The following is a 23494-nucleotide window of genomic DNA, read 5'->3' as shown; positions in this document are numbered from 1 at the left end:
CTGTTGGTGGTCTTGTGTTGATTTTATTCAGTGCTTGATCACCTTGCAGAGGCCCATAATTTTTTTGATTGTTGCTTCAGATGTGCGCATGTGATGCATGTCAGCATGTTGCCCATGAGTAGTTTCTGGTGATCTGGCTCGCGGTGGAGACCGATGGGCTCCCATCGGCAACCCTTGCTGATGGGAGTTTTTGTTATGGCATCCATAGGAGAATTGCACTATTTCGATCATCCTTCATTGGATTCAATCTGATCTTGTTGTTTCCGGATCGCTGGCTTCAGCTTCCTTCGTGGTGCGCTGATGAGCTGCTGAATCCACATGGATGTTGAACCAACCCCAATGCAACTCACCAATGGGTTGCCTGCCGCACAGACAACAAATCACGGCGGGTATGCCCAGTGCTGGTTGATCGGATCTGGCTGCCCTGGACTCGCCTTAGTCGCTGCGCTGGGAATCACTGGGCTGCTCGACGGTTGCGGGCACAGATTCTTCAAGCCCAAGATCGAGCTCACCGATCCAAGCGACGATCCCAATCAGGCCAAGAATGCTGCCGATCAGCACAACCAGTCGATTGACGGTCATGGTTCCTTCGTCAAAGACTTTGACCCTAATGGGTGATTGATGCTGTTCCAGCTCTGTTGTCATCTCGGACGTGTTCTGGGCATTGGACTCCGCTGGCGGCTTGGCGAATGACGCCATGTGTGTTTTGTCGTGCGCTTGGCTTGGTTGTTGCAGGCCACTGACGGCGACTCTTTGTGTCACCACGTTTCTTCAAGATCCTGAAGCAAAAACGTATCCTCGAGATACGAAAGTGCCAAAAAGATTCCAAATTCAAGCACTGGCTGATACACAAGCGCTTGCGAGTTAAAGACTCGCTGTCATGGTGATGCCGTTGACTCTCCCTTCGCACGCTCCTCAACCGATGACAACCTGCACGTATCGCGGTGTTCGCTATCAATCAGCGCAATCGCTCACCAAGGCTCAAGTGCTGTCTTTTGAGCGCAAGACGTATCAAGAGAATATTGAGGCTGCTCGCCAACACTTGACCAAGACCTATCGCATGGTCAAGTACTGAGTCGTCGGGTCAGAGGAGGGGAGAGCGTTCAAGCCTCCTCTCCTGTCGAGGTATTGATTTCTTACCTCAGCTCAGTTAGATCGACAAGCTCAGTGGTTTGACCATTGATCTCCATTGGATATAAGTGCTGATATAAACACCTGATCCCAATCAGAATCTTTTGTTTTAGAGAAACATCTTCTCTGTTCCAGCAAGCTGAAAGCATCAATTTGATTGCTTTTCTCCGCTGTTTTGCATGTTCAATGCAGTTCCGGCGTTTGTTGAGTAATCAGCTCGCTATGAACGGACAGAGAAAATGAAATTTCAACTTGCTGGTTTTGAGTCCTGGACGTTTCAGCTGGTCTTCTGCGGAAGCCTCTTGGTTCTCGAAGCTGAACGCGATGGGGTGTTGCTCAGCACGATTCTTCAGCCGATGGACTGTACGCGCACAAGGATCCACGAGCTGATTCGCCAACCATCGTGCACACTCGCCAATCATTGACGGGCTGGACTGCTTGCTTCTGGCCTCAGGCCTGAAGATGAACGCTGAGGTTCGTAGGTCACATGGTGGGGTAAGCGTTGGCCAGTCCCCAGGTTGCGAGCGCTGTAATGCAAGCAAAGGTCAGGGCAGCCCATGCGGCTGTGCTCGAACTGGTGCTTTTAGAGAGAGGGAGCTCGAGTTTTCGTGCCATCCGATCAAGCCTGCTCTGACTTCTTGATGCCCCAGTCATGTCAATGATGTCCACTGATGTTGGTAAACCCACACCAGTCGGTTTTCTGCTGTGGCATTGGCCTGCGGCAGAAAATGCGTCTTCGAATGGTATTGATGAATGCTAAAGAGTTCTAGGTAGATATTCTCGACCCACGCTCTTGGTTGTGATTGCTGCATTTTTTGATCGAGTTGATCGATTATCAAGAACTTTCCTCGCTTCTTGGTCGATGGAAATTTTGACCGTTGCCATTCTTTCGCTTCTGGTGGGTTCCTCGTCATTGGTCGCCTATCGGCTTACACCGAAGAAGGAGGCAAGCCAATGACTTACACCGTCGCTTCACTGGCGATTGCGTTTGTTGTTAGTAGTTTCTGCTACTGGCTGATGCTACCGCTGATGCATTAGCTGATGCTGTTGATGGATAGGCCAGGATGATTCAGGTTCGTGGGTCATCCTGGCATTGCATTAAGGCGAGTGTCTCTGCATCGATGACCACCGAGTGATGGCTCTTGGCCGGTGAAGTTGGCTTCTAAGACTCATTCTTGAGGCTGTTGAAACAATAAATCTCGATTCTCGATCTGACACCAGCTGTCGCTGACAGGCTTGAATTGTTTCTCGACCCAGTGATGCAATGGCTGGTTGGATGGGTGGGAAATGAAGCATCCTTTGGGGATGACGTTCGTGCTTTCGCTGAAATGAGCTGATCGCATGACAGAGGCCAGCATGGCCAGGGGTGCTCCCGTGTGTTCCCAGCCAGGATCCACCCAAAACTTGGCATAGCGAAGACAATCAGCACTCACGTAATGGGTAATCAGCCAGCCAATGATCTGGCCTTCGGAGAGAACGATCCGGCTGTAGTCCACTGCAGGCTGCCACGGCAGGCTCTCCTGATCCAAATTTAGGGGAGTTGCAATGTCTGCTTGCTCTGCTTTGGTGATGCGTTCCTGAAACGTGGTGGTTGGTGATTTTGGGAACGGTGCTATTTGCCAGGACGCATTGCGAGATTGACGCTCTACCACTAACTCAAGTCGTCTTAGCAACGTCTCAACAGCGGCACTCACGGACAGCCTGACAACTACGTTTCCGGGTGTTGATGTCCAGCCACCCTTTGTTGCCGTCAATGTCAATAGAGCTTCACTCGATTGAGACTGAAGGGGCACAGGCATGTGCAGGCCTGACAGGTGATGTGCGATGGCCCACTGTTGGGATTGGGTCAATAACAGCCGCCCCAATCCTTGGCGTCGATAAGGCTTTGCAACACACAGGCTGTGTATGCAGAGTCGTTGGGCTGCAGCCTCGTTCTTGGTTGGCCAATCCATCACCTCAGCGAGCAGCAGACCAATCTGCTCACGTGATTCACCTTCCAAAGCCAGCGCAATGAAGTTGTTGCTATCTGGCCCATTAATACCCAGTGCGGCATTCGCGTAAGAGCGCAGCAATGGTGATGTGAGATGCAACCATGCTGGCAGTGTGTCGGCATGGAGTTGCTGCAATTGAATCGCTGGAATGATTGGCTTCATGCCCAGTCTCCGTATTCAGCTAGGTTCATGGGGCAAGGAATGGGTCAATAGGCACCATCCTTTGCAACCTTTGGTCGAGACAAGAGCCATCATTTCTATAAAGTAATTAATCACCTGTTCATTGACCAGGATTTTAAACAGAGAGGTTGGAACTCAAGTCCACGGTGCCCGTGAAGACAGGCTGGTTTTCAAGATCGCTGATAAAGCTCGTTACAGCCATGTTTTGGCCCCTAAAACGATGGTGTGGCATCAAGGCGTAGTATCAACGCCTCCCGTTGATCATTAAGACTGGTCAGTGACGCCGCTCAGCTTTTTTGAAGCTCAGGATTTGATTGAATGGCTTCCCAGAACGCTTTGAGCTGCTCTTCTTCATTGGAGGGCGTGGAGCTGCAGCCTTGTCATGGCAGTGTTCGGCTGCGATGTCTGTATCTAATAAAAAAGCCCGCTAAGTGCAGGTCATGGTGCCAGATATTGGAGGCTGATTGTTGGGATTAGTCAGAGTATTGAAGCAATAAGAAACCACAGTCAATGCAGGGGGCTTTGAGGGCGCATCTTTCAGCCGAGCTCAGTGCAACATACCCACCTCCCCCAACAGGAGTCCCAGCTCCGCTGACTCCGTTGATCGCCGCCAGCATCAGCTTTCAGCTCCTCGTCTGACACTTCTCTCAATTGCGATTTCATAGATCGAAGATCTTCTACGGTAATTAAAAACCCAGCTTCAATGGCGATTTCAAGAGCAGCTCCAGGCGTGGTTGCTGCTTTGCGCTTTTCCAGTATTCGGTATTTGATTTAACTTTTTCCAGGAGGCTTTCAACCGTTCTTCTGACATTTGTGAAGTTCAGAGGGTTACTGACACTAAAGGTTTTGAAGTTTTCACTTGATAATTCCGCCCTGCGTCACGCGAGGTCCGCGACGGGTTTGCGCATTTGTGCGGGTTCGCTGCCCGCGCACCGGGAGTCCAACTCGCCTCTCTTCTGCTGACAAGTCGTTGCCACCAGTGACACTTTCTAATTCTTCTTCAGAAATGTTTGCGTTGATACTTTTCTTCTCTTCCATGATTGGTGTTTAGAGGGTTGCTGAAACCATAGCAACGAACCTTTCTTATTCATCACTTGGAATCTCTCTCATTCTTACCCGAAACCTTCCTTGCATCTCCCTGTTCCTTTGCCGAATCCTTTCAGGGATTTCTCTATCCCTATGCCGGAGACCACCGCTGGTACTTTCCAGTTCTTTATCGGAAATGTCGTCCTTGATGTTTTTTGGGTCTTCCATGGTGGAGTTCAGAGGGTTGCTAAAACCATATTAACGAAGTTGCAAATGCAACAAAGGAACGGTTTTTGTTGATGACATCTCTCAGTCATTGATCCTCACAGTGCCAGTCGCTACCGTCAAAGTTTGGATAATAGGTGCCTCCATCAACACCCTTTAATTCCTCCTCATTCAACTCTTCCTTCACCTACTCTGCCTTAGTTGTCTCTTCCATGGCTTCCTGCTTCTTGACCTGTTCTTCTGACATTGGAGAGCGTGGAGCTACAGCCTGGTCATAGCAACGGTCGGTAACAGCACCAACAGCTGAAATGCTCTGGGGTGAGCTACCAAACAAGCCACTTACGCATGGGACGCATGCCAGGGCAACGACCCCAGTGATCGGCATGCGCTTCCTCTTTTCAGCAGCGGCCAGCTTTGCTTCTAGTGCCACCAGCAATCGCAGCCAGCGCCACGACATCAAGAAGGCCCGCAGCCGCATTAGAGAGCCCTAGAACGGATCTGCCCTTTCAGGAGCTTGTCAGTCTTTGTCAGGTTTCGCAGTCTCAGTTTTGCTTCAAAACAGTCTCGTCCGTTGTTTCCATAGCTGCTTTACTAAGCGGCAGGAGCAGTGGCGCTCACAACAGCCGAACAGCCTTACCACCTGAGTTGGTGACAGCCGGAGAGCTTGCGTCATGGTCAGGCGACATCAGCCACGGTCTACGGTTAAAAAACACTTGACTGGACGCTGTTGCAGCGCGGCAATGGCCTGCGGTGAGGAGAAGCCACGCAACGAGAACAGTAAGGGACTGAAACCTGAGACCATCCGCTGGTGGGATGACCGGGTTGAGCAGCTCATCGCAGAGCAGCGTGGGAGTGATGCTCTGGCTTTGGCAGATGAGTTCATCATCCCTAGAAACAGACGTAAGCCTGGTGGCTGAGTGAACAGCAGAACACCTTCAATCACGAGCATTGACGCTGCGCTTGAACCAGCCTCCGTTTAAGTAATGCACATTACCTGTGTATAGGTCGAAATTTAATACGGGTGTTACTGCTAGATATTGAAGGCTGATTGATGGGTTATGTCAGACGATTGAAGCAATAAAAAACCGTGTCAATGCAGGGTCTTTGGGAGCGTAGGATCTCACAAAGGATCGATGATCCCCATGAAGCTGTGCAATCTTACTCACCACATCTCACAAACAAACGATCCAACGTGTTTCTCTGGCTCCTCCTACCGCCAGATGCGCCTTCCAGCTCCTCGTCTAAAACTTCTACCGTTGCCGATTGCATTGATTGAATATCTTCTGCGGTAATTGAAAATCCAACTTCTTTGGCGATTTCAATCGCAGCTTCTGGGGAGGCTGCTGCCTTGAGCTTGTCCTGAAGACTGGTGTCAACTTTGACCTTCTCTAGGAAAGCTTTGAGTTGCTCTTCGGACATTGGAAGGCGTGGAGCTTAAGCCTGGTCATAGCAACGGTCGGCAGCGGTGTCTTTATTTAATAAAAAAGCCCGCTAATTGCGGGCGATGGTGCCAGGTATTGAAGGCTGGCTTATTTAATGATCGGTGCAGGCGCGGGAGAGCTGGGCGTCCTCGGCGTAAGCCTGGACCTGTTGTGAGTAACCCTAGTTATAACCGTAGGCGAAGTTGTAGGCGTAGTAGGCGAAGCAAGAGTGACCTCCACCAATCCGCCAGTTGCACCTTCAAGCTCGTCATCTGACACTTCTTCCGTTGTCGATTGCATTGACTGAATATCTACTGCGGTAATGGCAAACCCTGCGTCTTTGGCGATTTCAATAACAGCTTCAGGAGTGGTTGGTGCATTGAGCTTTTCCTGAAGGCTAGTGTCGCCTTGAACCTTTTTCAGGAAGGCTTTGAGTTGCTCTTTGGACATTGGAGGGACTGGAGCTACAGGCTGGTCATAGCAACGGTCTGCAGCAGCATTCAGCCCTTGTGCGTCGATGCTCAGAAAGGAATTAGCTGATCTCCAAAACAAGGCCAATTGCGGATACTCAGGCTGCCGTCCGGGCAGGTTGTTTGGAACCAAATCGCGAAATCTGCAGCAGGATCCAAATTGAGCGCACCCCTCAGGTCCGCACCCCTCAGGTTCGCACCCCACAGAAACGCACGATTCAGGTCCGCACCCCTCAGGTCCGCACGAACAAGGTCCGCACGCCACAGGTCCGCACGCCACAGGTCCGCTCCCCTCAGGTCCGCCCAGCGCAGGTTTGCATCGACGAGATTTCTCTCTGCGCCATCTGGGAACCATTCAGGGCGCCATCTCACACCCCATCCTTGATAAGTGGTCGGAAGGCTTTCGGCACCGATGATCTCGTCGTCTTGTGCCTCTTTGCCAAAGAAGCTTTCGAGAGACCCGATCAGGGTGTCGGTGAGGGTCCCTGGCTTATCGCAATCACAATCTTCTGCTTTCTCTATTGGCGTCGTCTCCCAAAAGCGATCCAAATCGAGGTAGTCGTACCAGTTGGCATTTGCCACAACAGGCAACAGTCAATCAATAGCGATTTGATAGCAGTGTTGGATGACTGCTGAAGCCGATTGTCACCTAACGGGCTTGGGTCTGGCTGGCAGCGGCTGCAACGACTCAAACGGTCATCGATGAGCCACCAAAGAGCCACTTGCGCATCGGTCGCATGCCAGGGCGACACCCCCAGCACCAGTCGCTGAGAATGCAGTCAGGCATTAAAAAACCCAGTCACTGACTGGGCTTTCAGAGCGGAGAGGGTGGGATTCGAACCCACGGTGCCCGTGAAGACACGCTGGTTTTCAAGACCCGCGCTCTTTCAGGCTATGACTGGCATTTGAATGGCAAAGCGAAATGAGTTGCCGAATCGTTGCCGAGGTGGATCATCCCTGGTGCGGGTTTTCGGCTTTGGGGGTTCCGCTTCGCGAAAGCCGCACTACATTCGTTCTGTCTGGCAGGGAAAGCTGCTGGTCTGCGCGGAGCATCGGTAGCTCGGGCGCGCAATCCTAATCACATCACAACCAGTAGATCCCTTTCAGGCCCTGCGTTTTGGGGCTTTTTGTGATGAGTGCTCCAATCAAAGATCCGCCGATGGCTGTCGGTTTCGACCCAATGTCGGATCACGTTCAAGAAGCGATCAGTGACACCTGCGATCTGATTGAGCAGATCATGAATGACTTCAAGCAGGACACGGGCTGCGATGACACATTCGTGGCTGACTTGCTCGAGCACTGCACCAGCGACTGGAGATGCAGCAATGTCTGATGCAACCCAGGCCCTGCTGTTGGCAGAAGTTCAGCAACTCAAGGCTGATGTTCAAACCCTGCTTCAGCGGGTGCCGAATCATCAGCGCAAATGGATCAGTCCCACTGAACTTGCACAACGTGCCAATTGCAGTGTGAGAACAATTGCCAACTGGCGTGAGACAGGTGTGATCAAACCTGCGAGCTACCGCCCTGGCGGCAGATCATTCGAGTTTCATGCTGATCTGGCCCTGGCCGATATCGATGCGAGGCAGGGCTGATGCCGAAGAAACCGACAATCGTGCCCAGTGAGCTGCTGGGTGCTGCCTTGGCTTGGGAAGAGTTGCGCGAGTCCTACTGGTCACGGTTGGGCTGTGACACCACGGACATCCGCATGAAGATCAACGGCCTGGAGCGCCGCGTTCAAACCGAATCAATGGAGCAGGGCTGATGACGAGATTCTCAAATGATCAGCCTTTGATTGATGACGCAGGCAGACTGTTGATGACTTCGGATGGCCCTGCGATGCACCCCGAGACAGATTCCCTGTCGGCTGAATTTGCCGTGTTTTGTAGCACAAAAGTGCAGCGTAATTCTGAGGCAGCGGTTCATCTCAACCGGGTGCTTCAGGAGCTGATCGAAGCCAGCAGGGCTTATCGCAGTTCAGTCATTCCAGGCGGTTCGGAGTGTCACTTCGGCATCTTGGCTCAGGCCATCAATGAACTTGAGTTGGTTGTGAATTCTGCTGATTAGCAAAATAACAACAATCTCCTAAATTTGCCCGTCAGTTCATAACTTGCGGGTTAATTTTATGTTGTCTACGATGTAAACAGCCCCAGGGCTTTTTCAACTTTCAAGGCTTATGTGCATGCGTGACGATCTAGATGAATTTCGCCGACGAGAGTTGGTGGGAGCTTTTCCAACACGAGACACGATGAGTGCTCGGATCCCGGTTGTTCTCAAGAGAAAGATTGAGATTGCAGCCATGCAGTGCAATACGACACCGAGCATGATGCTCCGGTTTTTTGCTGTGCAGGCACTCAAGAACTACGACATCGACGGATTCAGTGCAGTCTGATGAACACAATTAAAGAACCAATCATCTACTTCGACTTCTCAGCAGAGATGTTGAACCCGGTTTGGCCAAAGCAAGGTGTTTACTTGGATCTGGGCCATCTGGAAGATCAGCGCAGGGCTGATGTGTGGCGTGTCCTGATTGCCAGGGAACTCGATGAAATTCATCAGAGGAACATGCAATTAGGTGAAGACGAGAACGAGACCGATGAAGACAGAGATCGATGGTCAGCCCTGAGCCAAGCCTGGGCACTTCTCGACCTGCCTGATAAGGCTGTGGCTGCTGCCAGAAAAAGGGTTTTCGGTGCAGTTCCACCAGTTGATGAACACGATTGCTGGATCTTCAGTTGGAGCGAGCTGCTAACGCTTACCGCTGCTTTCTGGGGTCATGCTCTCCAGCGGACTAAGTACCTCTTTGCGGTTCAAGCAGCCGAGGAAGTGTTTGATCGACGCACCAAAGCCGCAAGGTTGCTGAATGATCTCCAGAACGAGATCTGATCGCCAATAAAAAAGCCGGGGTGTGCGGTCCCGGCTCAATTCCAACTTTCAGACCCCAGTGTAATGCACTCTGCTAAGGATCAGTCAGACGACATCACTGCAGTTGAGGACACCCAGCGTGCCCGCCTTGCTGAGCTCAAAGCAGCTGAAGCCCAGTGGCTATTTGACAGTGCCGGCAGCACACCAGCACCCAAGCCTGAGCCAGGGCTAGGTCTGGAATCTGAAATTCAAGCCCTGCTCGATCTTGGTTCAGCTGCACTCAGCAATGGTCATCGAAAGGATGCTGATCTGTTGCTCGATCGTGCGCTGAAAGAGATTCCCAAGTCATCGAAAACTGCCGCGCTGTTGTTGGCGCTGGAGCCAGTCGAGCTGATCGATGAGGCGATGGCTGAGCGTCATCTGGCCCTGCTTGGAATCAATGCCGGTGATCCGGTGATCTTGTGCGCCTATGGGCAAACGTCCCGCTACAGCCCCGAGCGGCAGGGCGAGAAGTACGAATGGCCCGGATCTGCTGGTGAGCGTGACTGGGGCAGGCTCCGCCAGCACCTGCAGACCACAGCCACACCGAACCTGGGATTCATCAGCTCCCCTGGTGGCACCAGGGTGAAGGATCGGCTTGGCCCTGCCGAGATCTTTGAGTGCAGCCTGCTGGTTTATGAGGTCGACAGCATCCCGAAAGCGGATCAGCTCGGCTTGTGGGAGAAGGCAGGGCTGCCCGAGCCCACCGTGGTGATGGACACCGGCTCCAAGTCGCTGCATTGCTGGTATCGGCTGGCGGAGCCGGTGACACCCGAGCAGGGCCGTGAAGCCCGGCAGCGGTTGAGCCTGGCCATCGATGCGGTGCTGCCTGGTGACAAGACCACCGATGGATCGATGCACAGCTGCCACCAACCGGCACGGCTGGCCGGTGGCATCCATCCCAAAACCGGAGAGCGCAGCACCCTGGTGAGGGAAAGCGGCGAAGTCTTTGATCTGGCAGGGCTGATGGCCCTGTGTCCTGAGCTGCCTGAGTCGTCACATTCCGACTGTGACGGCGAGTTGTTCATGGATTCAGACGAGCAGCCCGACAAAGGAGAGCAGTTCCCTGATCTACCGCTCGACAAACCATTTCCTCTCATCCTGGCCCTGCCTCGGAAGGTCCAGGCTCTGATCAACGATGGTCAGAAGCCAGGTGGGGTTGTAGGCAGGGCTGTTTCGGCCTGGTCTTTGAGCTGTGCGCTGCAGTGTGCCGAGAAGCAGCTGCAGGAGCTTGGCCAGCCTTTCAGTGGATCCGCTTTGGAGCTGTTCGGCCAGTTCGTTGTCGCTTCGGATCTGTATGGCGGTGACGTGGATTATGCGGTCGACTCGCACTGGGAGACGAACAACATCGGCACAGGGCTGATGAGTCGGCTGGCCCTGCGACGGGCGATCCGTTCGTTTGCTCGGAGTGAGTGTGGGTGGGGCGAGTGCTACGCCTTCAAGTTCGTCCAGAAACCGCAGTCAGACTGGTTGGAGACAGTCGACCCCCGTTTTTTCTGGGTGCAAACGACACGAACCCCCGAGCTGATCATTCAGGAAGCCCTGGCGGATTGGGCCGAGCATGACGGCTCGCCGCTCACCTCGTATCAGGGGCGCTTCCTGCAGTACGAACCGGGGCAGGGCTATTTCAGGCACCTGCCCGCCCTCAACCTGAAGCGGCAGATCGCAGGGCTGCTGCCGATGCTCTACAGCCAGAACGCCAACGGCACGAAATACCGGAAGTTTTCGACGGATGCGAAGGCCACTGCCTGCGTGAAGTGGCTGAACACGGTGCTCAATGAAGACGCCATGGACGTGGTGCCTGGCATTGCGTTTTCCAATGGCACCTATCTGCTGGATCAGGGCGAGCTGGTGGCCCACTCAGCTGATCACCGGCTGACGTGGTCCATCGATGGTGCGTTTCAGCCTGGCGCTGAGTGCCCTGCCGAGTTCTATCGGTTTGTCTGTCGTTCGTTTGGTGAGGAGTGGCTGCCGATCATTCAGCGGGTGCTCCGGTATTTGGTTGATCCGACGTTCAAGCCCAGCAAGCTGGTGATGATCCTTGGCCCGTCGGGCAGCGGGAAGGGAACGCTGGAGCGGTTGATTGAGTCGCTGTTTCCGCCCAGCTGCATCTCCGTGATCACCAGCGGGTTTGCTGACATCAACCACCCCGACAAGATTCGCCAGTTCGTGCGGGGCAAGCGCCTTGTGGCTTTCCCTGACCTGCAGGGCCGACAGTTCGGGGTTGGCACGATTTATTCGATGACCGACGGCGGACTGCTCACCAGCAGAACGCTGCACGAGTCAGAAGCGGATGAGGGTGAGGCCTTCAACGGCAGGGTGGTGATCTGCTCCACCCAGCCACCTTCGATGGAGGATGCCGGAACGGGCATGACCCGCCGCATGCTGGTGCTGCAGACACTGCCGCCAAGCGGTGAGCCTGATCTGGATCTCGACGACAAGCTCCAAGCCGAGAAAGGAGCCATTGTCAGCTGGGCCCTGCAGGCAGACAGGGCTGAGGTGAAGCGGATGCTCACCATGGGCGACAAGGCAGGGCTGCTGGAGTCTTCGGCCCTGCAGGCAGAGGTTCAGATGGACCCGATCCGCAACTTCATTGATCAGTGCCTGGTGGCCAAGCCCACTGATCACATTCCCGCTGACTCGAAGCTGTTCACCGCGTTCAAGCTGTTCTGTCATGACCAGAAGCACAAGGCGACCGCTCAGCGCACATTCATCAATCGCCTTAAAGCAGCCCTGCCGCACCTCCGGGCTGAACGAATGTCAGTGCCTGGCACTTCGGGTGGGCAGAAGACTCCGGCTGTGTTCTTTGGGATGGGTCTTGCTGAAGGATTGTTGGTGCAGGGCTATGAACCAGACCTGAACACGGTGAGCAATCGCGATGAGCGGGAGTCATTAAATCGGGATCGCTACCGCGAGGGGGGCCTGGCTGAGGTGAAACGTCACCGTCCTGCTGTTCCGACGGTGGAGCAAATCCTGGCCGGTTGTAGTGCAATAGAAGCCGACAAGCTCTGAGGGGCTTTCGGCAGATGGACAGAAACTCGGGGTGATGGACAGAAACTCGCCTCAGATGGACAGAAACGTGAATCGCTGAGATCCCCTCTATCCATGGGGCCAGGACGGAATGGACAGGATGGACAGGCAAAATCCGGGGTTGATTGCATTGCGTGTGTTGGCCCTGCTCCTATTCCTTTGTTTCTCTCTTTAATTTTCAAATAGTCAAATTTGCCTGTCCAAGCTGTCCATGCTGTCCATCTTGAGTGAGCGACAGGGCTTTGAAGAAACGCGATTTTTCTACTGTGGCGTCCTAAGAGAATTTGAACTGTCCTGGGACGCGAGTTTGTGTCCATCTGTACTACAACAGAGTTTTTTGAGCTGTTTTGCTATGGATTGTGCTTGCTTCGCTGTTAAATAGGCCCATTTTTACTCTGTAGCAGAGTGATAGCACTTGTTTGTATGCTCCGCCAGGGCTGATTGGTGGTAAGACTGAATTCCGCTACACTGCTTTTAGTTTTCACGCATCTTCCAAAATGCCTGCCTTAGTAACACAAAAGGGGCAAAAAGTACGGCTTACAAGAAAACAACGAATCGAGAATATCGTCGCACCAATGCATGCAAATGGTGCATCAACAGATGAGATAGCAAAAGCGGCCGGAATTACGCGCCGAATGGTATATCACGATCTCGATCTAGTTCGTGAAGCTTACGTCGAAGACTTTGAGGGCGCGATGGAAGCAATCCGCGCAGAATTAGCCGCCAAACATAATGCAATCTATTCTCGTGCAATTCGTGACTACGAACGAGGCGCAGGGCTGAAAGCGCTTGAGATCGCCAGCCGCGAACTCGAATGCCTGGCCCGAATCCATGGCGTCAGCAATGGCGTGAACGTCAACCTCCACCAGCACAGCGTGAATGTGACGGCCGAAGCGGTGAGCGAGCTCTTCAAGCCGCTGGATGCCGAAAGCTACGGAGCCATGGTGGCCGCCAAACCACTACCTCCAGCCGCCGATGCAGCAGAGCTGCCGGTAATCGACGTGGAATCGGAGCAGGGCTCAGACGAGTGGACCACCGCCGAAGTTGCTGCCCCCACCCCGGAGCCACCAGTCGAGCCGCAGGGCTTGAAACGGGTTCGCCATCCCCTCGGCAGGCTTTGAACGGACTGAACATTTCGGCACCAATATCCAGCACAGTCAGACCGCAGTCGCTGCGTTGCAGTTGTGTGCATGCTGTATGTCGTGACTTCCGGCACACTCATCTGCTATAATTTCAGCATTGATTCGGCACACCCAATGCACCGCTGAGACTGAAACACAACCCAGAGACCGGCAGGGCTGGACCGGGGGCATGCTTTCAATCTCGTGCGGGCTGGGCAGCCTGCGGGTTCTCGCAAACACCCACAACCCCTTCAAATTTTTTGGGGGTTGCCGAAAACCTTTCGTCTCCACTGATTCATCGCCAAATGGCTCTAATCGGCTACGCCAGGTGTTCAACCACCAAACAGGACACCGAGGCCCAGCTGGAGGCGTTGTCACAGCAGGGCTGTGACCAGATCTTCAGCGAATACATCAGCGGTGCTGCCCCCTACAGCGAGCGTGTAGAGCTCCAGAAGGCGATTGCCACCTGCTGCCAGGGCGATGTGCTGGTGGTGGCCAAGCTCGACCGTCTGGGCCGCTCAATGGAGGACTGCGTGAGCCGTGTGGCCGAGCTGCTGGATGACGGCATCCACGTCAAAACCCTGGATGACCGTGTCGACACCAAAGGCCTGGGCCGAATGGCCAAGCTCGTGGTCGGCATCCTTGCCGCCGCCGCAGAAATCGAGCGCGACCTAATCCTGGAGCGAACGGATGAAGGCAGGCGCAGGGCTATGGATGCGGGCGTGAAATTCGGCCGTAAGCGCACCTGGACCTCCGAACAGGCCGAAACAGTGCGCGAATTCCGCGCCCAGCAGCTCTCTTACGGCGCAATCGCGAAAAAGCTGAACATCTCGATCGGCAAAGTCCGCAGAATTTTGGATGCAGCCTGAAATCCCCCATTTGGGGGATGTGCTGCCCAAGCCATTCTGGTGATACTGAGGTCATACGAGATGTGGCCAATTTCTTAATGCCAAAGCTTTCTGATATTTATGGACATGAAGAAAACCTCAGCAGAGTGATTGCTGAACAGGGTTATTTATGTTCCTTGCTAAGGAAGCTGGATATAGAGATTACTGACAAAGCAGCACTTGAATTACCTGTTGCGAAAGGCCATGACAATAAGTCAGGTCGTTTAGATATTTATCAACCAACCTCGATCGGTGATGTAGTTGTCGAAGTCCAGTACGGAAATGCCGATTATCATCATGCAAATCGCTTGCAGAATTATGCGAGTAATTTCTCCAGCACAGCTCTTGTGGTTTGGATTGCAGAGAATTTTGATTTTGACAGGCTAAACCAATTCAAGCGTGCAAAAACCCCGGTTTACTGCGTTAAAGCATCAATCAAAAATGGTGACCTTTGTCTAGCACCAAAAACCCCTAAATCCGAAGTTTTAGCCAACCAACAACTAAGAATAAAAAAGGCAAGACAGAAAGCACTGAAAATGATTAAAGCTCTAAATACTGTTAAGAAATTTGGACTGTTGGGCGATGATAATCCAGAAAATTTATGTCAGATTACACCTGGGGATTACCTTCTAGAAGATACTCTACAGTCGGCTGCTAAGGCATATATTGAATACCAATTAAGAAACTATCCAAAAAAGTCACTTCAATTTCTCTGGACATCTCCTGATTTTATAATTCTGAGAGAATCATTGATGGATGAAATCGCTTGCTTTTCCCTCTTGACCGTCAAAGAGCCTCAAGGGTGCTGGGAAGATAATTTTTTAAGAACCCTTGAGATTATTCAATACACACAGGAGGATCACGACAGACGGTGTGATGATTACTTCCGGAATCGGCGAAAACGCATTGCAGCTGCACCCTGAAAATCGATAAACACGCGTATAAGAACTCGGCAGAATGAAGACACCGAGAACCGCGCATGGCATTGACTTATCGCCGTAAGCCAAACCAACCGCCAAGCCAGGGCGATAAGCGGTTACGCGAGAACCGAAACAAGCCGCCCGCCAACGTCACAAGCGAAACGGGATTACCGGAGCTGCTTGATCACCAGCGCATGGCGATCTCAGTTCCAGATGATTCATGGCTTGTGATGGCCGGCGGGCGCGGGGGTGGAAAGTCGTGGACGCTGGCCCTGCTGCTGGTCCGCGACGCCCTCCGCTTCGGCAAATCATTCCGTGCTGCCCTGCTCCGGACAGACCTGGCAGGGCTGAAAAAGCTCCAACAGCTCATCGAAGAATTCGCCAATCAGATCCCGCAATTGGCCGGAACTCGTTATCTGGTGGGCCAAAAAACCTTCGAGTTCGGCAACGGCGGCAAGCTGTTTCTGCACTATCTGAAGGATGAAAACGCCTTCGCCCGCTTCCAGGGTGAGGACTTGAGCCACCTGGCCATCGACGAGATCGCACAAATCAGCGAGCCAGGGCCAGTGCTCCGGCTTTGCAGCTCATTGCGCTCCCCGGATCCAGCAATCAAGCCGCGTCTGATCTGCACCGGCAACCCCGGCAACGTCGGATCGCTATGGCTTTTCGAGAATGTGATCAGCAGGGCTACCCCCTGGCAGCCATTCCACTGCGAGCTGTTCAACCACTCGATGGTGGTGTGTCACAGCACGGTGCATGACAACTCGTTTTTGGATGTCGATGGATATGTCGCAACGCTGAAGGCATCAAGCAACAACGACCCGGCCAAGATCCTCGCCGAGGTGTGGGGCGACTGGAGCGCCACCCCCGCGAGCTTCTTTGGCCACGCCCTCAGCGAACAGCGCAGCAAGGTGCCCTGGATCGGTGCTGCCATCGCAGGGCTGAGAGAGTTCAGCACCCGCGATTTGTGGTTGGGGATGGACTTCGGCGTCCGCGCCCCCAGTGCTGTTGTGCTGGCCTACCGCACCCGCACCCCCATCAAGCTCCCTGATGGCCGGGTGATCGCGCCGAAATCGCTGATCTTGCTGGACGAGTACTACAGCTGTCTTCGCGAAAAAGACGGCACCCGCCGCTGGGAACTCGGCGACGCCACGCTCACAGTGCAGACGCTGGCGAGAGCAGTGGAAGACCTGCTGGCCCGCAACGGCATGAGCCTGAAGAGCATCCCTCAGAACCACCGGATCGCAGACGCGCAGATCGGTGCTGCCACGGGCGGCATGGACGGCAGCATCGGCCACCAGCTGGGCCGCTTCGGCTGCAAATTCGCCGCCGGCCCCAAAGGCAGCAGGGCTACCGGCTGGGCGCTGATGGCATCACTGATGGCGAACGCCGGATCAGAGCTGCCAGGGCTGTATGCCACCGAACGGTGCGAAGCCTTCTGGGCCACCGCACCATTGGCCCAGCACGACACGGCCAAGCAAGACGACTTGGTTCTCAACGCCGACCACTGCCTGGATGCTTGCAGATATTTGCTGATGGCCACCGCAGACCAGCGCTATTCCGGCAGCGCCGGCCAAACCAAGTTCAAGGTCTGGTGAGCAGTCGTTATTCGCTCCGCTCATTCCTCCTGCAACTGGATTCAACTAATCAAATTCTCAGACAACATTCCCCAAAAAGGGGGATACATCCTGCCTGTAAAAGCCACATTCTTAGTTCAGATGAGCTTAAGCAAATGAAACCTCAGATCTTGTCTTTGCCATTAGCGGCTTTGATTATGGCTGGCTGCTCCTCAGGGGTTATCGCAACTAGAGATACTGATGAGTTAGTGGCCAAATGCAAAGAGGAAGTAAGACAACAACTTAAGGATCCAAACTCAATGGTGATTCTCTCTGTTGGAACCAAAGAAGGTGATGAGGACTACTACAAGCACATGGTCGAAGTCCAATACACCGCTACCAATAGCTATGGGGGCAGAATTCGCAATGGAAGAGGGTGCGTGTTCAATTCTCAAAGAGAAATGACTGCGGCCATGAATGTCCACCCAGACAGTGATCCAAAGGATTTCGAAGACTCAAACTTTATTCAGTACATACCCCGTTCTTGATTGTGCTACAAAATAAGCACCGATTAGACTGGAGTTACTAACACCCAGGGCTGTCGCGATGGCATCGTTTCCTGCTGAAATTGATCTCCGCGTCAAAAGCTCTGGAGCGGAGCGCAAAGTTCGCCAGTTAGAGCGAGCCGTCGAGAAAGTTGAGAATGCAAGCCGCCAAATCCTTTCTGTCGACAAGCAGATCGTTTCTGAGCGCCGGAAGCTGCTGGGACTAACTGGCGATCAAGCCAGGCTGCAGAAAAAGCGCATTATTGATTTACGACTGCAGCGAACCGAGCTGGCACTGCAGAAGCGGGATCTGCAGTCAATCGTCCGGCTTGAGCGTGACCGGGGGCGCAGCAGCGGCACCTCAGCGCTTGCTGCCCCGATCAGTGCAGCGGGCAGACAGTTGCTCGTCGCCGGTGCTGCGTTTCTGACGATCGACGCCGCCACCCGCCAATTCGCCAGATCAATCGACAGGGCGACCCAGTTCGCATCGGCCAATCAGCGCTTGAAGGCCCTGTCCGATGGCTTCGACAACCTCGCCGAGGTTGAAGCCCTGGCCGCACGAACAGCAGAGCGGTTCAACCAAAGCACGATTGAAAGCCAGAGCTCAGTTGCCCAGCTTTACGGCCGCCTGCGTCCATTGGGCCTGGGCCTTGAGCAGATCGAATCCGTCCTGAACGGCTTCAACACTGCAGCAGCACTAACCGGTTCGACAACAGCCGAATCCGCAGGTGCATTGCTGCAGCTGAGCCAGGCATTGGGTGCTGGTGCTCTACGCGGCGAGGAATTCAACTCCGTCGCTGAGCAGGCACCGGGCGTCCTGCAGGCCATCGCAAAAGAAGTTGGCAAGCCTGTCGGCGAACTGAAAGAGCTCGCCAAGCAGGGCCGACTAACGACTGACGTCTTGATCCGTTCTTTGGAACGAGCAGCGCGTGAAGGTGCCGACCAGCTAGCAGAGGCCCTCGACACCCCCGCCCAAAAAATAAAAACGCTCCAAAACAGCGTCGAAGACCTCCAGATCGCATTCGGCGACCTGGCGTTGCCGTCCTATCTCCAGGTGGTCGAAGACCTCACCGGAGCAGTTGAGGACGCCACCACCGAGGTTCGCCTGTGGAAGGACGGCACCGAGGGACTGGGACGCGCCATCGACAAAACCAAACTGGAGATCAAGGAGTTTCTGAACGAGAACCTCCGCACCGCGATCGACCTGTTGCCCGTCGCGAAGAAGCTGACCGACCTGCTCACAACGTCGGTCAACACGCTGACCAGCAGTTTCGTCAACGCAGTCCCAGGGCTCTCAACCTTCAACGTTCTGCTGCAGACGTACCTGAAAGCCCGTGGTCTGCTCGAAGACTTCGCCAACACGCCCCAGGTGCCCCAGGGCTATACGGGCATGGAAGACATGTCGGGCGACCCGATCTTTCCCACTGTCCGCCCACCAGTGGTCGATCCACCAACCCGCAGCAGTGGAAGCAGCACGCTTGATGTCGATCGTTCAGTGTTGCGAGGCATCGAGCAGGGCCAACTTGCCGACGATCGAATCCGTGCTGCCAAAGCGCAAGACCAGCTGCTGGAGCGACTCCGCGCCCAAGTCGATCTTGAGGGCCAAGTCACCGACCTTGGAAGGCTCGAAAAGCAGCTAGCCCTGGATCTGCTGGAGATCCGCCAGGACATCGCCAACAAGACCGAAGAGGCCTACAACAACCCCCGCCTGCTGCAGGGCCTGCGCGAGGAAGCAGCGCTCCGCACCCAACTGGCGCAGCAGAACTTCAACCGCCCATTCTTTGAAGCAGGGTTCTCGATGGGCGAAGACCTCGCCAAGCAAAACCAGGAACTCACCAATCTCGAACAAACGCTCAACGGAATTGGCAGCACCATCACCAACGGCCTGGTGCAGGGCTTAAACCTCGCAGTCACCGAAACCGAGCGACTGGGTGAAGCCATGCGCGACCTTGCTGCCGACATCTTGGAAGCCATCGGCCAGCAACTAATCCTGAATGCCATCACCTCGGGCATCAACGCCCTTGCTGGAGACGACGGCACCGGACTGTTCAGCATCCTCAACGGCACCTTCGGCGGCAAACGCGAGTTCGGCGGTCCCGTCAGGCCCAATGAGGCCTACGTGGTTGGGGAGGCAGGGCCAGAACTGATGGTGCCGAACACAGGCGGCACGGTCATCCCCAACACTGCGCTGCAGGCCATGGCTCGCTATTCACCAGCAAACGCCTCCGCCAGTGCTGCCATCAGCGGTGAAGAGAGTATGGGCGGTGCAGGTGTTGCAGGTGGAGGTCCCACCAACATCTCCATGAACTACAACGGCCCCACGATGGTCTTCGACGACACGCGTTATGTGCCGGTTACAGCTGTTCCAGGGATTGTGAAAGAGGCATCACAGCAGGGCGAAGCCCGAGCACTACGCAAGCTGCAGATGTCCCCCGGCGCACGCCGCAAGTTGGGGATGTGATGAACAAGGGAACCTGCGCCAAATGGCTGAAATACCTGGATGAGATGTGTGTCGAAGATGAAGCCTGGCAGGATCCAGATTTTGTCGACGAAATCTCATGGGTGATGCTGATGTTTATCTGGCGAAGAGTGAATCAGCGAATGATTGATGCGGGCTATGCAACCGACTCCCTCGAACCTAATTAGTACTCTTACTCTGCTACATTATATGCAGTTGCTAATATACAAGCGCGAGAAAAATCAAGGTCATGGATCAATTTGCCTCCAATATCTCAGTTCTTCGTCGATGGGCTGCAGTAAGTGATCAGCCTTTGCCACCGAGCTTCAAATCATTCCGCGATAAATATCCAACCGACGCATTTGCAATTCAGCAGAAAGATCCAGAACTCTGCGTTTTGCTCTCCGGCCAAGCCCCGGCAGGGCTAGTTGCCGATGTCCTCTCCGGTCAATGGCCCGAGGCCGCACCAACCCTGGAAGAACGCCAGCAGCAAGCCGACCAGGACGAGCTGCAGCGCCTCTACGACTCCAAGCCTTTCGGTGGCCGTGGCCCGGATGGTGATCCCTTGCCAGAGAACGTCACCGCTCAAATGCGGCTTGCTGCCCTCTCACCGGATGTAGCTGAGCGCTCCAGAACAGAGGCCACCAATTCATTCAGCCCTGAGAATCCAGACCTGGCAGCAAAGATCAGAGCCGCAGCAGTTGCAGAGCGAAAAAGAGCAGTCACTGAAAGCCACGAACACGGCCAGCGCTTAGCGAAAGCTCAATATCCCCGCGTTGCTGCAATCCGCCAACAGCAGCAATGGGAAGCAGCACGAGCGAAGCGAGTGTGAGCTGATGCAGGAAGCACCAGACACAAAGCGGGTCCGCTACATCTCCGACCGCATCCCCGAGCTCCAGGGCCAATGGATTGAGGTGCCGGGTGATGTTCCCCTGGATCGGGCTGCCAAATGGATTGAACAGGACTTTTCCGCCAGGGCTGAACAGGAGCGAATCAATGCCGAGGCCCAGCTCCAGCTTGAAGAAACACCAGCAGGGCCAGAAGTTGGTGAATTGGATCTGCTGCGCGAAGGCTTGGCGGAACTCCACAACCGGCTCGATACCGGGGATGCTGCCCAATACGCGGCATCAATCAGCAACAACGCTGCAGCGATGCAGCACACCTTCGATCTCAGCCAGAAGCTCGAAGCACTGCGAAAGCAGGCCAGTGCGGCAGTTGAGGCGGATCAATACGCATTGGACAGTGCAGAAACGTTCTATCGAGAGGCCCACGCCGAACGGGATCGCACCTTGGCTGTGATCCGCAACAACCAAAGTGCGGTGAATGCCTCAATCAGCTCCACCTCCAAAGCCGTTGCAGAGCTACGACAACAAATTGCTGAGGCCACAAGGGAGATCGGCGAACTGAAAGCCGCCGCATCAGCAAACCGCCAGCTGATCAACAAAGCGGCCCGCATCATCAAATCCCAGGAGAAGCAGCAGTGATCAAGGGTCCAGAAGCTGTTGATTGGGTCAGGGCCTTTGACAGCCGCTACCAAAACTTGACCGCTGCCTGCAATGGGCTGTTGAAGGAACGGGCAGCCGCGCATCTGTCCGATGCATCCGCCAAAGCGATCAAGCACAAAATCGAGATGCTGGAGCAGAGTTTGGCGCTGCTGACCACCAAGCCAAAGCGCCGACGCGGGCACTCGTCAGCTCCTTCGGAGCTTCCTCCTGCGAACAACGACCGGAGGGAGTTGTGAGCGTGCAGGGCGAGCTCTTCGGGCAGCAGATGGATGGCTTGCTGGATGACTACAGCGCATCAATCCAGTCACAGTTGCAGCCGTTCATCGAGTTGATCCTGAGGCGGGTCGATGAGCTGGTGGCCGCTGAGGTTGAGATCACCGACGAGATGCTGGAGGAGATCACGGCAGGGCTGAATGACGCTGCTGCCCGAGTGATCGGCTCCGAGCTCAACGCCATGCAGCCGGCGGTCGCCGACCAGGCCGAGCGATGGGGTGCAACAACAGACAAAGCCTTCCTGCCAGGCCCTCTGCTGCTGGAGCTGGCGGAGATGGATGGCACCAGTCTGGCCAAGTGGTTCGAGCGCCAATCACCCAGCAAGTGGATGCAGGGCGTGATGCGAGCAGTGCAGAAGGGAATCAATGATGGGTGGGACCGGCACCGGGCAGCATCCGGCGCATCAATTGAAGCCCTGGTGGTCACGGTGGCGGAATCAGCAGTGTGGAGTGCTGCCAACGGCCAGCTGCTGCGGACGTGGACCGCTAAGGAATTCACCTGGCAAACCCGCCAAGACGAGATGGTGTGTGAGATCTGCCGGCCGCTGGATCAGACGCAGTTTTCTGGAGCTAGCAACGGGCCGCCGAGCCACCCCCGCTGCCGATGTGTTGCCCTGCCGGGGAATACCGGCTGACTCCTAGTCGGTGATTAGGGGGCGAGGGCGTCCACGACGGTGGCAGCAGTGTCGGGGGCACCAGCACTGCTGAGCCCATTCACCTTTCGACGCTATACGTCTAGGTATCCACTGAAGACCTGCAAACATCTACTGCAGATCTGCATGCAGGTGCTAAGGTTTTTCCACAAGCGTTCGCCACCATGCCAAAGAAGACCCTCGAGGACTGGTTCGACTTCGTCAAAAAGACGTCACCCCTGGACGATGAAGACCTTGAAAAAGCCTTCGGCTTTGTCCGAACCAAGAGCAGCGGGGTGATCAAGGATGTAGAGGATTTCATTTACAACCCACAGCCTGAATTTGAAGACGACGAACATCCGTCGAATAAATGGATAGCGGGTCAGGGAAAAGCAGCAGCGGCACAGAAGGAAATTGCGAAATCGATCAGTGCCGCAGGCGCAAAGGTCGGCTGGGCGGATCCTGTTAAGCCGTACGGATCAAAGTTGCAATTAACGATTCCGAATGCCTTCGCCCATCTCATTGATGCCTGGGCAGCAGCGGAAGGCAGAGAGCGAACAAGTGTGGGAGCCGAGGCCCTTCTCAAAGGACTGCGCCAGATGATGCAGGAAGGAACATTGCCGCAGACAGCAATGGATTCGTACGAAAGAGCATGTAGGCATCAATCAGCACTCTGCGCCGCGAAATGGGCTGTAAATGCCCACTTGGATTGGATCGGCGACCTTCAGGCGGTTCCCGAGTACGACGCAACTGAAGAATTCCCTCTCACTTGATCAAACTTTCTCTAATTCGCCATGACTTCCATTCATGTCCGCGCCACGCAAATCGAGGCGACAAACCGATGCATCGCTAATGCAGCAACTGCCACCGATCGAGCTCGCCGGCAGATCCTTTCCAGCCAGGAGGACATGAGCGATGAAAACCGCAAGTTCGCCGAGCGCTCGGATCAAGGGCATAACGCCATATTGAATTTTTTAGATGAACAGAGTGATCAAATCGCTGAGGGTCACAAGGAAATGGCAACCAAGGAAGATATGAATGAAATCAAGTCCCTGCTTTCTGTGATTGCGAACATCCTCAAGAAAGGAGTTTATATTTCACCAGCCGAAGAGCCTGAGCCCGGCGAATACCTGGAGCAGGCTGACGATTAGTCACGAGTCACCGATGCCGATGCCACCCGGGGCAACTCAGGTGGCTGAATTGTTGTTGCATCAGGGCTACAA

The 23494-nt window shown here is 54.5% G+C and carries 26 protein-coding genes and 1 pseudogene; 19 read left to right on the top strand and 8 right to left on the bottom strand.

The window, feature by feature from the left end:
• Positions 1-435: 435 nt before the first annotated feature.
• Entirely contained in the window at positions 436-582 is a 147-nt protein-coding gene (locus SynA1560_RS09690) for a hypothetical protein (protein ID WP_186469082.1), read from the bottom strand.
• 340 nt (positions 583-922) lie between these two features.
• Between SynA1560_RS09690 and SynA1560_RS09685 the strand changes: the two genes are divergently transcribed.
• On the top strand, positions 923-1075 hold the full coding sequence (locus SynA1560_RS09685) for a hypothetical protein (RefSeq protein WP_186469081.1): 153 nt from the start codon (positions 923-925) through the stop codon (positions 1073-1075).
• Between the two features lie 539 nt (positions 1076-1614).
• Here SynA1560_RS09685 and SynA1560_RS13845 read toward each other — a convergent pair.
• The 7 genes and pseudogenes from SynA1560_RS13845 to SynA1560_RS09655 form a co-directional block, all read right to left on the bottom strand.
• Positions 1615-1746, bottom strand: a complete 132-nt coding sequence (locus SynA1560_RS13845) for a hypothetical protein (protein ID WP_255476916.1) — start codon at positions 1744-1746, stop codon at positions 1615-1617.
• A 554-nt stretch (positions 1747-2300) separates the two neighbouring features.
• Positions 2301-3284 (bottom strand): GNAT family N-acetyltransferase, encoded by a 984-nt coding sequence (locus SynA1560_RS09680; protein WP_186500381.1) that lies wholly within the window; start codon positions 3282-3284, stop codon positions 2301-2303.
• Positions 3285-3839: 555 nt separating this feature from the next.
• Complete coding sequence (locus SynA1560_RS13985; RefSeq protein ID WP_370523235.1) at positions 3840-4058, bottom strand: Nif11-like leader peptide family RiPP precursor; 219 nt, start codon at positions 4056-4058, stop codon at positions 3840-3842.
• 99 nt (positions 4059-4157) lie between these two features.
• Positions 4158-4250, bottom strand: a pseudogene (rpsM, locus tag SynA1560_RS13980) (30S ribosomal protein S13); the annotation flags it as partial.
• 1461 nt (positions 4251-5711) lie between these two features.
• The gene (locus SynA1560_RS09665; protein ID WP_186500379.1) at positions 5712-5972 is read right to left on the bottom strand and encodes a Nif11-like leader peptide family natural product precursor; all 261 of its coding nucleotides are present in this window, start codon (positions 5970-5972) and stop codon (positions 5712-5714) included.
• A gap of 110 nt (positions 5973-6082) precedes the next feature.
• The gene (locus SynA1560_RS09660) at positions 6083-6424 is read right to left on the bottom strand and encodes a Nif11-like leader peptide family natural product precursor (RefSeq protein ID WP_186500372.1); all 342 of its coding nucleotides are present in this window, start codon (positions 6422-6424) and stop codon (positions 6083-6085) included.
• A gap of 71 nt (positions 6425-6495) precedes the next feature.
• Positions 6496-7026, bottom strand: a complete 531-nt coding sequence (locus SynA1560_RS09655; protein WP_255477143.1) for a pentapeptide repeat-containing protein — start codon at positions 7024-7026, stop codon at positions 6496-6498.
• A gap of 550 nt (positions 7027-7576) precedes the next feature.
• On the opposite strand from SynA1560_RS09655, the gene SynA1560_RS09650 reads away from it, so the two are divergent.
• The 18 genes from SynA1560_RS09650 (at position 7577) to SynA1560_RS09560 (ending at position 23422) form a co-directional block, all read left to right on the top strand.
• Positions 7577-7777 (top strand): hypothetical protein, encoded by a 201-nt coding sequence (locus SynA1560_RS09650; RefSeq protein WP_186500366.1) that lies wholly within the window; start codon positions 7577-7579, stop codon positions 7775-7777.
• Positions 7770-8036 (top strand): hypothetical protein, encoded by a 267-nt coding sequence (locus SynA1560_RS09645; RefSeq protein ID WP_186500365.1) that lies wholly within the window; start codon positions 7770-7772, stop codon positions 8034-8036. The genes SynA1560_RS09650 and SynA1560_RS09645 overlap by 8 nt, the downstream gene beginning before the upstream one ends.
• Positions 8036-8206, top strand: a complete 171-nt coding sequence (locus SynA1560_RS09640; RefSeq protein WP_186500362.1) for a hypothetical protein — start codon at positions 8036-8038, stop codon at positions 8204-8206. The genes SynA1560_RS09645 and SynA1560_RS09640 overlap by 1 nt, the downstream gene beginning before the upstream one ends.
• A gap of 626 nt (positions 8207-8832) precedes the next feature.
• A complete protein-coding gene (locus tag SynA1560_RS09630; protein WP_222930205.1) occupies positions 8833-9327 on the top strand; it encodes a hypothetical protein in 495 nt (164 codons plus the stop codon).
• A 63-nt stretch (positions 9328-9390) separates the two neighbouring features.
• Positions 9391-12357 (top strand): primase-like DNA-binding domain-containing protein, encoded by a 2967-nt coding sequence (locus SynA1560_RS09625; protein ID WP_186500357.1) that lies wholly within the window; start codon positions 9391-9393, stop codon positions 12355-12357.
• A 437-nt stretch (positions 12358-12794) separates the two neighbouring features.
• Complete coding sequence (locus SynA1560_RS09620; protein WP_186500355.1) at positions 12795-13496, top strand: TetR/AcrR family transcriptional regulator; 702 nt, start codon at positions 12795-12797, stop codon at positions 13494-13496.
• A 305-nt stretch (positions 13497-13801) separates the two neighbouring features.
• Complete coding sequence (locus SynA1560_RS09615; RefSeq protein WP_186500353.1) at positions 13802-14365, top strand: recombinase family protein; 564 nt, start codon at positions 13802-13804, stop codon at positions 14363-14365.
• A gap of 62 nt (positions 14366-14427) precedes the next feature.
• A complete protein-coding gene (locus tag SynA1560_RS09610) occupies positions 14428-15306 on the top strand; it encodes a hypothetical protein (RefSeq protein ID WP_186500351.1) in 879 nt (292 codons plus the stop codon).
• Positions 15307-15362: 56 nt separating this feature from the next.
• Entirely contained in the window at positions 15363-16901 is a 1539-nt protein-coding gene (locus tag SynA1560_RS09605) for a phage terminase large subunit (protein WP_186500349.1), read from the top strand.
• A gap of 134 nt (positions 16902-17035) precedes the next feature.
• Positions 17036-17407, top strand: a complete 372-nt coding sequence (locus SynA1560_RS09600) for a hypothetical protein (protein WP_186500348.1) — start codon at positions 17036-17038, stop codon at positions 17405-17407.
• A gap of 58 nt (positions 17408-17465) precedes the next feature.
• Positions 17466-19865: a tape measure protein gene (locus tag SynA1560_RS09595; protein WP_186500347.1), complete on the top strand. Its 2400-nt coding sequence runs from the start codon at positions 17466-17468 to the stop codon at positions 19863-19865.
• Positions 19865-20050 (top strand): hypothetical protein, encoded by a 186-nt coding sequence (locus SynA1560_RS09590; protein WP_186500345.1) that lies wholly within the window; start codon positions 19865-19867, stop codon positions 20048-20050. The genes SynA1560_RS09595 and SynA1560_RS09590 overlap by 1 nt, the downstream gene beginning before the upstream one ends.
• A 62-nt stretch (positions 20051-20112) precedes the next feature.
• Positions 20113-20694, top strand: coding sequence for a hypothetical protein (locus SynA1560_RS09585; protein ID WP_186500344.1), 582 nt, complete (start codon positions 20113-20115; stop codon positions 20692-20694).
• 4 nt (positions 20695-20698) lie between these two features.
• A complete protein-coding gene (locus tag SynA1560_RS09580; RefSeq protein ID WP_186500343.1) occupies positions 20699-21346 on the top strand; it encodes a hypothetical protein in 648 nt (215 codons plus the stop codon).
• Between the two features lie 80 nt (positions 21347-21426).
• Positions 21427-21603, top strand: coding sequence for a hypothetical protein (locus SynA1560_RS09575; protein ID WP_186500342.1), 177 nt, complete (start codon positions 21427-21429; stop codon positions 21601-21603).
• A 2-nt stretch (positions 21604-21605) separates the two neighbouring features.
• Positions 21606-22274 (top strand): hypothetical protein, encoded by a 669-nt coding sequence (locus tag SynA1560_RS09570; protein ID WP_186500341.1) that lies wholly within the window; start codon positions 21606-21608, stop codon positions 22272-22274.
• A 182-nt stretch (positions 22275-22456) separates the two neighbouring features.
• Positions 22457-23044: a hypothetical protein gene (locus tag SynA1560_RS09565; protein WP_186500340.1), complete on the top strand. Its 588-nt coding sequence runs from the start codon at positions 22457-22459 to the stop codon at positions 23042-23044.
• 21 nt (positions 23045-23065) lie between these two features.
• The gene (locus tag SynA1560_RS09560; RefSeq protein ID WP_186500339.1) at positions 23066-23422 is read left to right on the top strand and encodes a hypothetical protein; all 357 of its coding nucleotides are present in this window, start codon (positions 23066-23068) and stop codon (positions 23420-23422) included.
• Positions 23423-23494: the final 72 nt, after the last annotated feature.

The organism is Synechococcus sp. A15-60, from assembly GCF_014280095.1.
GTDB lineage: Bacteria > Cyanobacteriota > Cyanobacteriia > PCC-6307 > Cyanobiaceae > Synechococcus_C.
This window is presented reverse-complemented; position numbering and strand designations above follow the sequence as displayed.